Source organism: uncultured Methanobrevibacter sp. (assembly GCF_902770715.1).
Taxonomy (GTDB): Archaea; Methanobacteriota; Methanobacteria; order Methanobacteriales; family Methanobacteriaceae; genus Methanocatella.
On sequence record NZ_CACXTS010000042.1, the window covers coordinates 1 to 10,598 of the forward strand.

The following is a 10,598-nucleotide window of genomic DNA, read 5'->3' on the forward strand; positions in this document are numbered from 1 at the left end:
GTCTTCCCTATTAATAAATTGGTATCCAAAGTTTCCTTTTGGACATACTTTACCCTCGTTTACAGGGTGTCTTTTTAAAGGTTCTACACCAACAATTTTACCGTCTTTTACAACGAAGTTAAGTCCACAACCAGTACCACAGTATGGACAGATTGTTGGTACATATTTAATCTCAACCATTTTATAATCTCCAAAATATATTTTTATAAAATAATTTAAAAAGAAGCTTGAAAAAGCTTCTTTGATTTAAAAATTTACTAGCCTATTCTTTGAGGAAAGTGTACCAGTATATACATGCTACGAAGAGTCCACCACCGATAATGTTACCGATAGTTACTGGAACTAAGTTATTAATGATAATAGTAGCCCAGTTTACACCTTCAGCACCTAAGAACATACCTAAAGGTATGAAGAACATGTTTGCGACACTGTGCTCAAATCCAATACATACAAACGCCATGATTGGGAACCAAATACCCAAAATTTTACCGATGACATCATCAGATGCATTAGCTAACCATACAGCTAAACATACAAGCCAGTTACAACCAATACCTCTTATCACAGCAGTTAAGAAGTCTAGTTTAACTTTTCCTTCTGATACGGCAATTGCTTTTGCAGCAATAGCGTTGGTAGGGTCAGCAGGGACAATTCCGCCCATGAAAGCAAGAACGTATGCTACGAATAAAGCACCTACAAAGTTGAATATCCAACTGATTACCCAGTTTTTAGCGAGACCGCCAACAGAAGCGGAACCGTCTAATACACCGAGGGTCATGAACATGACGTTTCCAGTGAATAATTCAGATCCTGCAATAACAACAATGATCAAACCTACAGGGAACACTGCACCGAATACGAATTTTTCTAAACCAATTGGTGCACCTGCTTTTATCATTCCTGCACTTGCAACTACAGCTAATAAACCACCAAATGCAATATATGCTCCTGCTAAGAAGGAGAGTAATATTACATTTACAATATTTGCAGAGTTTTTTGCTCCAGCAGTACCGGAAATTGCTTTTGCGGTTTCTACTGGGCTTTTAAAAGATGAACTCATTTTATCAACCTCTTTATTCCCTTTAAATTAATTTTTATAATACTAATGAATCCCACAATTAGATAGTTCAAAGTATTATGATAATATATTAGTAGTTACTATATAAAAAGGATTTGTCATTAGGCTCTAAAAGAAATATTTAAATAGTAAAAATGAATAAAATTAAACTTAATGATAAATCATGATGGATACAGTTTACATCGTGAAAAAATTCTTCTTTTTAAAAAGTACAATATATTTTACTTTTATTTTCTTAATACTTTTATGAAATCGTTTATAATTACTAATATTATTATTTAATAAGCTGTCAATTGAATTTGAGTATTTCCATAGATTAATGGAAAATCCTGCAAAAATTGAAAAAAAATTTTTTATCAAAAATTAATGAATATTTAGGTTAAATTAAAAAAAAATAATCGATTTAATCGATTACCTCATAATATGATTCGCCAGCACATGACCTGCAAATTGCCTCATCATCCCTAATCAGATGGTAATTGTCAGTGATTTTTTCACCACATTCACAGCACCATTCAGTTACATGAGGATCTCCCGGCTTTTGCGCCTCCTTAAAACCTTTAACCTTAACCTTTTCAACATTGAACAGTTCTTCCGGAGGAGTGACCCTGAACCTTTCAACCATTTCTTCTCTAGTTTCTTTAACCTTATCCTTTTTGTTTGCATCCGCATCGGAAACCCTATATGCCTCACCTGTTTCCATATTATAAAATGTGGCGGCAAATCTTCCGTAATACACCAGCTTTAAAGACCTTTTACCTATTGTACACTTGGTTACAGCCTGTATTCCATCTGCAGTGCATCTTTCGTTTTCCAGAATTACAATTAAGTTTTTATGTCTTTTATTCAGTTCCATACCCAACAATTCAAGGCCGTACATACCCAATTTGGTCCCTATGGCAATTCCTCCGCAAAGCTCACCATGAAACTCGACAGCCTTTTTCAATTGTTCATCATAGTCTTCGATGTTCATAACCTTTCACCTTATTAATAATATACAGCAACATGCAATATAAATTGATTTAAATAAAGAGGGACATATAATTATAACAGTGACATATTTATATCGGGGGATGAAAAATGAAAATTGAGGAAATTGATGCAATTCAATATAAAGATAACCAAGCTCAAAACGTTAAGGAAAATGTTGTGCAAGATGAAACCGTTACCCTAACAATAAATGGGAATATATCCCGTAGCTTATCCGCAATTGAAGATTCACTTAAGGAATTTGCAATCGGATACCTGTTTAATGAAAATATGGTCAAATCATTGAATGACATCAAAAATATTGAAATTGACGGTCCGCAAATTAGAGTAGAAATAGATGACACATTGCTAAAAACAAATGAAACCGTGCTGTGTTCCGACTCTGCAGGCGGATGGAGAAGCAAAATAAAAGAAGTGAATCCGGTTGAATCCGATTTTCAGGTGCATGTTAGCGAATTGATTGATAGAATTGAAGAGCTTAAAGACAACGCTGAAATCTGGCAAGCCACCGGCGGAACACATGTTGCGGGAATAGTCTATGACGGCCAATTTGTTGTAAAAGAAGATGTCAGCCGCCATGTGGCCGTTGATAAAGTAATAGGATATGGAATCCTAAACGGTTTTGACTTAAATCATTCCTACGTAATCTATAGCGGAAGAATGCCTGCAGACATGGTTATCAAAATGACCAGAGCCGGCGTTCCAATACTTGCATCAAACGCAGCTCCCGCTAATTCAGGATATAATATTGCAAAAAAAGGAAATATCACACTTGTCGGATTCCTAAGAGGCAACCGCTGTAATATATATAATAATCAAAATAGAGTAATTTTTGATTAAATTACTCTAAAACAGTGTGTCTTGCTTTCAAATCACTTTCGGTCTGTTCCATCTTTTCCATCAACTCGGAAACAATAGCATCTAAAAATACTAATGTAGTTAACTCAAATGCAGTACCCAAAGGTGTTAATGATGTATAATTACCATGAATTTGACGTTTTATATAATTTTCATCATCCACTTCTTTTTTTGTTCTTCCTTTAACAAGAATATAAGCATCAGCCAACTGTCCTAAAGTAGATTCTGGATAGGATGTTAATGCTAAAACTTTTGAACCTCTATTTTTAGCTATTTTAGCTGCTGAAACAATAGTGTTTGTCTCACCGGAACCTGAAATAGCGATGATACAATCATCAGCATAGATAGCTGGAGAAATAGTTTCACCTACAACATAAGCGCTCAAACCTAAATGCATCAACCTCATAGCAAATGCCTTTGCTGCAAGTCCAGATCTTCCGGCACCTGTAACAAAAATATTTTTAGAGCCAATAATAATATCTTCAAATTCATCGATAGCTTTTTCATCCAAATACTCTTCAGCACTCTTAATATTATCCAATATAGCCTTGATAGAAGTTTTCATTATTTCCATTTTATCTAATTCCCAAAATCAATATTATTATTTATGATTACAATTTTATATATAATTAATGAAATTTGAAAGCAAGGGATTGATAAACATAGAAATTGATGGTGACATCTATGACTATAAATTATATGAAAGTTTGGAGTCACTGTCTAAAACAAAATCCCAAAGAAAATCTGCAAAGGAATTGAATATATCTCATACTGTTTTTAATAGACGAATTCTCAAAGCAGAAGACAAGTTAGGGTTCAAAATTTCAAAAAAAGTTGGTAATGGAACTGTTCTTACCCAAGAGGGATTGGATTTATTGAATGAATTCAGAAAATATGTAATTCAAATTGAAAAGACCGCCGATGTAAATATTGTCGGGGGACATATCAGTACAGGCCTTCTGGAAAGCATAGAACTTCCATTTAATGCAAATATTTACAGCAGCAGCGACGAGGATGCATTTGAACTCGCAAGGAGAGGTGCAGTGGATATACTTACACTGGATGATCCGTTGATTGCTTTTGAAAGGGATTTGAACTTTATACCAATAGCTTATGATTACCTTGTTTTGATTTCTAGCCCAAATTCCAAGAATATCGAAAGCATTTCCGATTTGACAGGACTTGATTTTGTAAATGTGAACGGTTCAGCCCAAAGGCTTGCATGGAACAGCCTGCAACATTATGATATTGACTACAATATTAAAAAAACCGTCAATTCGCAATTTGATGCTTTTAAACTAGTAAAAAATTCCGAAAACCTACATACCTTTTTAAATGCCAGTTACTTTAAAGGAAATGAGCTTTTAAAATTTGATACAAGACATGTCATCAGTTTAGTTAAAGTAAACGAAGACAAAAGTGAAGTTGACGAATTGATTAGATATCTGGCAACTGAAGGCCAGACACACATTGAGAATCAGGGCTTCCAACCTATGGAGTAAATACTTTTCAAATGCTCTTGGTAAAATAAAATATTATTATAATTAATAAAATATAGTCAACACACATGTGAAAAAAATGTTTTTGTGAATGCGCATATAAACGGCTATGTGAATTTTCAAAACATTAAATAATGATAAAACACAATATTAAATTGAAAGATTTAAAGGCGATATTATGGCAAAAAACAGAGATTTACTATCAATTGGTCACTCTGCTCATGATTACATTATTAGAGTGCATGAATTTCCAAAAGCAAACTTTTCAGCCCCAATTACAAATATGAAAACCTTTAATGGAGGAGCTGCCGCAAATGTTGCTTGTGTCGGAGCAAAACTAGGATTAAAAACAGCTTTAGTTTCTGCTGTCGGTGGAGATTTCAAAAAAACCGAATATTATGAACATATGCAAAATTTAGGCATAGATACTGATTCATTAATCATCGTTCCAGGTGAAGCAACACCAACCGCATTCGTTTTAACTGATGACAACTCCGATCAAATCAGTTACTTCTATTGGGGAGCTGCCCGTGAATTTTCAGAAAGCAGAGTACCTTCAAATGCGATTAAAAATGCGGAAGCACTCCATTTAGCGACAGGCGACCCTGAATTCAATTGGAAATGTTCAGAAGAAGCGAAAAATGAAGAATTGCTCATTTCATTTGACCCTGGTCAAGACCTTGGAATGTACGATACCAAAAAACTAAAGGATGTTATCGAAAACACTACCATCCTCTTTGGAAACCATCATGAAATTGAAAGAATTTTAATGGCACTTGAAGTCGATTTAGATGGTCTTAGAGCATTAGGTCCGAAAATAATTGTTAAAACATGCGGAGCTAACGGTAGTGAAATCTATTCTAATGAAGAAAAAATAAAAATCGATGCTATAACCAGGGAAGCTATTGACCCAACAGGTGCAGGAGATTCCTACAGAGCAGGATTTTTATCAAGATTCTTAAATGGAGAATCATTGGAAGCATCTGCTAAATTTGCTTCATCCGTTTCATCATTTATCATTGAGCATCAAGGCTGTCAGACCAATATGCCTACTTTTGATGAAGCATTTGAAAGAATGAATGAATTTTATTAAATTTATTCCTTTTTTTACTTTTTTTAAATTTTACTTTATTTTTATCAAGACAACTTTATTTTCCCATTATAAAAGTATACTTTCTATTTTTTAAAAAATAATTTAAATATATCAAGATTACTTGAATTAAAGTAAAACCTACTAATTTAAATACTAATAAAGAAATATATGAGATTGTCAAGTAAATATGAGAAAAAATTAAATTATATTTGACTGTTGTAAATCTTAATTGACCATGATGTGATATAATGACTCAAATCAGTGACGCTAAAAAGGGAATTTTAACCGATGAAATGAAACACGTTGCAAAAATAGAAAACGTTACAGAAGATTTCATATTGAAATCAGTGGCTGAAGGTACTATCGTAATACCAAGCAACGTGCACAGAGACATAGAAGCGTCCGGTATTGGTGCCGGACTTAGAACAAAAGTAAATGCAACCGTTGGGACATCAACCGATATTGTAAACTTTGATGAGGAAGTTTTAAAAGCACAGATTGCAATCGATAATGGTGCAGACTGTCTGATGGAATTGAGTATCGGCGGAGACTTAGATGTAATAAGAAGAAGAGTATTGGACATGTCCCCATTGCCTGTAGGTTCCGTACCTGTTTACCAGGCAGCTATTGAAGCCATCAGAAGAGACGGTTCAGTAATTTACATGGATGAAGATGATTTGTTTAACACCATCGAAAAGCAAGCAAAAGATGGTATTGACTTTATGGCAATCCACAGCAGTATCAACATTGAAACATTAACCAGACTCAAAAGGCAAGGCCGTGTAACCGGTTTAGTCTCCAGAGGAGGTTCATTCATGTCCGGATGGATTGTTGAAAATGAAAAAGAAAATCCATTATACGAAAACTTTGATTATGTTTTAGAAATTGCAAAAGAGCATGATGTTGTTCTTTCACTTGCAAACGGTATGAGAGCAGGATCTATTGCTGATTCAACAGATAGGGCCCAAATACAAGAATTGATCATTTTAGGAGAATTAATCGATAGATCCCGTGAAGCTGGAGTACAATGTATGATTGAAGGGCCTGGACACATTCCAATCAATGAAATCCCAACAAACGTAATGATTCAAAAGAAAATGTGTTCCAACGCTCCTTTCTACATGCTCGGACCAATCGTATGTGACGTGGCACCAGGTTACGACCACATCGTATCAGCAATCGGTGCGGCATCCTCCGCAAAAGCCGGAGCGGACTTCATCTGCTACGTGACTCCTGCAGAGCACCTTGCTCTTCCAAACCCTGATGACGTAAGGGAAGGAGTTATAGCAACCAAAATTGGAGCCTATGCAGGAGACCTTGCAACCGGCCAAGTTGACGGTTCACAGGATTTGGCTATGGCTGAAGCTCGTAAAAAACTCGATTGGGAAGCACAATATGCCTGTGCAATGTTCCCGGAAGCTGCACGTGCAAAAAGAGACCAAAGACCTCCTGAAGAAGAGGACACATGTACAATGTGCGGCAACTTCTGTGCGGTGAAAATCGTTAACGAATGGTTAGACCAATCCGATTCTGACCTTATTAAATAGATAATTATTATCTATTTTTTCTTTTTTTATATTGCTTCTAAACAACACAACCAAAAAATATTGCCAATAAAATAATCTTTTTATATTAATAACAACAAAGATTAATTCAGTATATAACTTATTTTACGATAACTTTTTTATTAAAAATGGTGAATATAGATGACACATTGGATTGAAAACATAGCTAACGAATTAAGCAAAATGGATGTAGAAGAACATATCATCGCAAGTGGAACCTCTATTTCTGGTTCAATACACATTGGAAACTCCTGCGATATTTTTGTAGCTAATGGGATAGGAAAGAAATTAAGAGAAAAAGGAATAAAAGCAAAAACCATTTGGATTGCAGACGACCACGACCCACTCAGAAAAGTTCCATATCCACTTCCTGAAGATTACGACAAATACTTAGGAATGCCATACTCAATGATTCCATGTCCTGACGGATGCTGTGCCAACTTTGTAGAACACTTTGAAAAACCTTTACTTTCTGTCATGGACGACTACGGAATTGAAATGGAAGCAAAATCCGGTTTTGAAATGTATAAAAACGGAGACTATAACGATTATATCAGAACCTCCCTTGAAAAAGTAGAGGAAATCAAAGAAATCTTCAACCAATACAGAAGAGAACCATTGGCAGATGACTGGTTGCCTTACAACCCAATCTGTGATGAATGTGGACGCGTAAACACCACTTATGCTTATGACTATGACGGCGACATCATCAAATACAGATGTGAATGTGGCCACGAAGGCGAAATGGACATCAAATCAGGAAACGGTAAACTTACCTGGAGAGTTGAATGGGCTGCAAGATGGAAAATATTCAGAACAACATGCGAACCATTCGGAAAAGACCACGCTGCAAGTGGTGGATCATATGATGTAAGTAGCGTAATTTCTGAAAAAATATTCGATTATCCTGCACCATATCCAGTGCCATATGAATGGATTACCCTTGACGGTGAAGCTATGAGTAAATCCCACGGGGTATTCTTTGCTCCTGAAGAATGGTTAAAGATCGGACCTGCGGAAAGTCTTCATTACTACTTATTCAGATCAAAACCTATGAAAGCAAAAGACTTCTCACCTAAAATGCCTTTCTTAGACTTTATTGATCAATTCGATACAGTGGAAAAAGTATTCTACGATGAAGAAGAAGCACCATCTGAAAAAGAAGGTAAAAAATTCAAAGAGATTTATGAAATAGTCCAAATGACTCCTGACGCACCTTTACCTTTCAGACCACCGTTCAGATTCTTGGTTAACGCTTACCAAATTGCAGGAGACGACCTTGAAAAAATCTTTGGAATTCTTAAAAGGAATTCTCAATTAACAAAAAGCTTCAAATATAAAGAATTCAGTGATTTAACTGATTTAGAATTAGCTCAATACAGAGAAAGGGTCGATAACGTAATTTACTGGTTGGATACTTATGCACCTAACTTTGTAAAATTCAAAGTGCAAGAGAAAAGCGTGCCAAACTTGCCATTGACCGATGATCAAACCAAATTCCTATCTGATTTGGCTGATTTGATGGAAACCACCGAGTTTGATGATGCAACTGCATTGCACGATGCAATGTATGAAATCTTAGAAGCTCAAGGATTAAAACCACAAAAAGGATTCCAAGCTATTTACAAAATGATTCTTGGTCAAAAACAAGGTCCAAGAGCAGCATCATTCTTGTTAAGCTTAGATAAAGACTTTGTTGTGAAAAGATTAAGACAAGAAGCTTAATCTTTTAAATTTTCTTTTTTTAAAATTAAATTAAACTTTTAAACTCTTTTTTATAGAGAATTTCTTCGCCGCTTTCGACTAAATGATAGTCCAATTTTTTGAATATGTCGATTAGAATATCTTCCTCGCTGTCAAAACTAACGACAACGCTTTTGAATTCATAATCAATGGCTATTTTTTCAAGCTGTCTGATTAATTTGTATGCAATTTTTTCACGATTGTCATATGAATTTAAAAATAGTGTAGTGATTTCAGCCGAGTCGCTGTCATATACTTTGAAACTGGTGCAGCCAACAGTTTTGCCAAAGCTCAATAAAAGCAGGACTACCTGCGGTTCATCCAAAAAACATCCGAATGAATCACAAAATTCAACAAATCTTTCATCCCTCTCATCAGTCACTATGATTTCCATTATTTAACCTCTGTTGTATTTCCCACTTTTTCAAGTTCACTGTCCCAAATTTCAGAATTGTTACAGACAAATTTCAAAAATAAATCTCTGCACTCCAAATCGTTCAATACGACAACTTCCACACCATTGCATTTAAGTAAACCTTCCGCACCCATCAGCGTTGTATTTTCACCTATTACAACACGCGGGATGTTATATAAAATCACAGCTCCTGAACACATTGGACACGGAGATAATGTCGTATAAAGAGTGCATTTGATATAATCTTCATAATTTAAGCGTCCAGCATTTTCAATTGCATCCATCTCAGCATGCAAAACAGCAGAACCATTTTGAATTAGTCTATTACGACCTCTGGATATAATTTCATCATCTTTAACTAATACTGCCCCTATCGGCAAACCACCTTCAGTTAAAGATTTTTTAGCTTCTTTTAAAGCTTCTTTCATAAAATAAGAATCATTTGTCATTTTAAAAAAAGAATAAATAAGATGATAAAATCATCTATTTAAATCTATTAAATAATCCTTTATTGGATTGTTTTTCTAATTCCTCTTCAAGTTTAACGATTTGTTTATTCAAATCAGCAATTGTGCTTTTGGATTCATTAGATAATTTGTCATAGCTACTTTCTTTTAATTTGAGTTGAGTTGTGAGTGAAGAAATTTCTGATTTGTATCCTTGAATTTCCTCTTTATTTTGAGTATCAACTTCATCTTTGTAGTTTCCAAGTTCAATGAGTTCAGATCTTAACTTGTCAACTTCTTCAGAAAGGTCTATGTTTTCTTTTCTGGTACTAGATAACTTTTCTTTCAAATCAGCGATTTCAGTGGATAAATTACTATTTTCATTTTTTAATTCATCAACATTAATGCTGGCTAATTTTTCTTTGTAATGCGCTATTTTAGATTCAAGCTCTTCTTTAACAGATTTTATTTCATTTTCTAATTTATCTGCTCTAACTTTATTAACTGCACCTTCTGCACCTAATTTTCCGATTTGATTACTTAAATCTGCATTTATATCTAATTGGTCAAAGTATTTTCTAGTACTTTTTTCTAATGCATCAGTCAATTCCTTTTTAAGGCCTTTTAATTCGGCATTTTCTTTTTTGAGTTTAGGAATTACTTTGTTAGTTAAATAATTAAGTTCACTAGATTGATTAGATAATTTCTTTTCTCTTTCACCTAGTCTAACTTTTAAATCATTAATTAACTTAGATTCAGATTTATCTGATGTTTTTTCTTCATTTTTAGAAGGTTTTTCTTCGACAACCTCTTCAACAGGCTCATCAACAACCTCATCAGGTTCATCTTCAACTACTTCCTCAACAGGCTCATCAACAACCTCATCAGGTTCATCTTCAACTACTTCCTCA

General features: G+C 34.6%; 12 protein-coding genes. 5 read left to right on the forward strand and 7 right to left on the reverse strand.

Features of this window, described 5'->3' with window-relative positions; all coding sequences use genetic code 11:
• From QZU81_RS09540 to QZU81_RS09550, 3 genes are all read right to left on the reverse strand, one after another.
• Positions 1 to 180 (reverse strand): hypothetical protein (locus QZU81_RS09540; protein WP_295591526.1); only part of this gene is annotated, 180 nt, incomplete at its 3' end.
• Positions 181 to 262: 82 nt separating this feature from the next.
• Entirely contained in the window at positions 263 to 1,060 is a 798-nt protein-coding gene (locus QZU81_RS09545; protein ID WP_292851145.1) for a formate/nitrite transporter family protein, read from the reverse strand.
• A gap of 421 nt (positions 1,061 to 1,481) precedes the next feature.
• A complete protein-coding gene (locus QZU81_RS09550; protein ID WP_295591527.1) occupies positions 1,482 to 2,051 on the reverse strand; it encodes an FmdE family protein in 570 nt (189 codons plus the stop codon).
• Positions 2,052 to 2,158: 107 nt separating this feature from the next.
• Between QZU81_RS09550 and fdhD the strand changes: the two genes are divergently transcribed.
• Positions 2,159 to 2,908, forward strand: a complete 750-nt coding sequence (gene fdhD, locus QZU81_RS09555; protein ID WP_292851151.1) for a formate dehydrogenase accessory sulfurtransferase FdhD — start codon at positions 2,159 to 2,161, stop codon at positions 2,906 to 2,908.
• Position 2,909: 1 nt separating this feature from the next.
• On the opposite strand, the gene hxlB is transcribed toward fdhD, so the two are convergent.
• Positions 2,910 to 3,500 (reverse strand): 6-phospho-3-hexuloisomerase, encoded by a 591-nt coding sequence (gene hxlB / locus QZU81_RS09560; RefSeq protein WP_292824010.1) that lies wholly within the window; start codon positions 3,498 to 3,500, stop codon positions 2,910 to 2,912.
• A gap of 58 nt (positions 3,501 to 3,558) precedes the next feature.
• Here hxlB and QZU81_RS09565 point away from each other — a divergent pair, with 58 nt between their 5' ends.
• The 4 genes from QZU81_RS09565 (at position 3,559) to lysS (ending at position 8,808) form a co-directional block, all read left to right on the forward strand.
• Complete coding sequence (locus QZU81_RS09565) at positions 3,559 to 4,428, forward strand: LysR family transcriptional regulator (protein ID WP_295591528.1); 870 nt, start codon at positions 3,559 to 3,561, stop codon at positions 4,426 to 4,428.
• 175 nt (positions 4,429 to 4,603) lie between these two features.
• Positions 4,604 to 5,518: a carbohydrate kinase family protein gene (locus QZU81_RS09570; RefSeq protein WP_295591529.1), complete on the forward strand. Its 915-nt coding sequence runs from the start codon at positions 4,604 to 4,606 to the stop codon at positions 5,516 to 5,518.
• Positions 5,519 to 5,766: 248 nt separating this feature from the next.
• Positions 5,767 to 7,065: a phosphomethylpyrimidine synthase gene (gene thiC, locus QZU81_RS09575; protein ID WP_295591530.1), complete on the forward strand. Its 1,299-nt coding sequence runs from the start codon at positions 5,767 to 5,769 to the stop codon at positions 7,063 to 7,065.
• A gap of 159 nt (positions 7,066 to 7,224) precedes the next feature.
• The gene (gene lysS, locus QZU81_RS09580) at positions 7,225 to 8,808 is read left to right on the forward strand and encodes a lysine--tRNA ligase (protein ID WP_295591531.1); all 1,584 of its coding nucleotides are present in this window, start codon (positions 7,225 to 7,227) and stop codon (positions 8,806 to 8,808) included.
• 25 nt (positions 8,809 to 8,833) lie between these two features.
• On the opposite strand, the gene QZU81_RS09585 is transcribed toward lysS, so the two are convergent.
• From QZU81_RS09585 to QZU81_RS09595, 3 genes are all read right to left on the reverse strand, one after another.
• On the reverse strand, positions 8,834 to 9,220 hold the full coding sequence (locus tag QZU81_RS09585; protein ID WP_295591532.1) for a hypothetical protein: 387 nt from the start codon (positions 9,218 to 9,220) through the stop codon (positions 8,834 to 8,836).
• Positions 9,220 to 9,690 carry a nucleoside deaminase gene (locus QZU81_RS09590; RefSeq protein ID WP_295591533.1) on the reverse strand — a complete coding sequence of 157 codons (471 nt, stop codon included), beginning with the start codon at positions 9,688 to 9,690 and terminating at the stop codon, positions 9,220 to 9,222. Before QZU81_RS09590 ends, QZU81_RS09585 begins: the two co-directional genes overlap by 1 nt.
• A gap of 34 nt (positions 9,691 to 9,724) precedes the next feature.
• A partial coding sequence (locus tag QZU81_RS09595) for a hypothetical protein (protein ID WP_295591534.1) occupies positions 9,725 to 10,598 on the reverse strand: 874 nt, incomplete at its 5' end.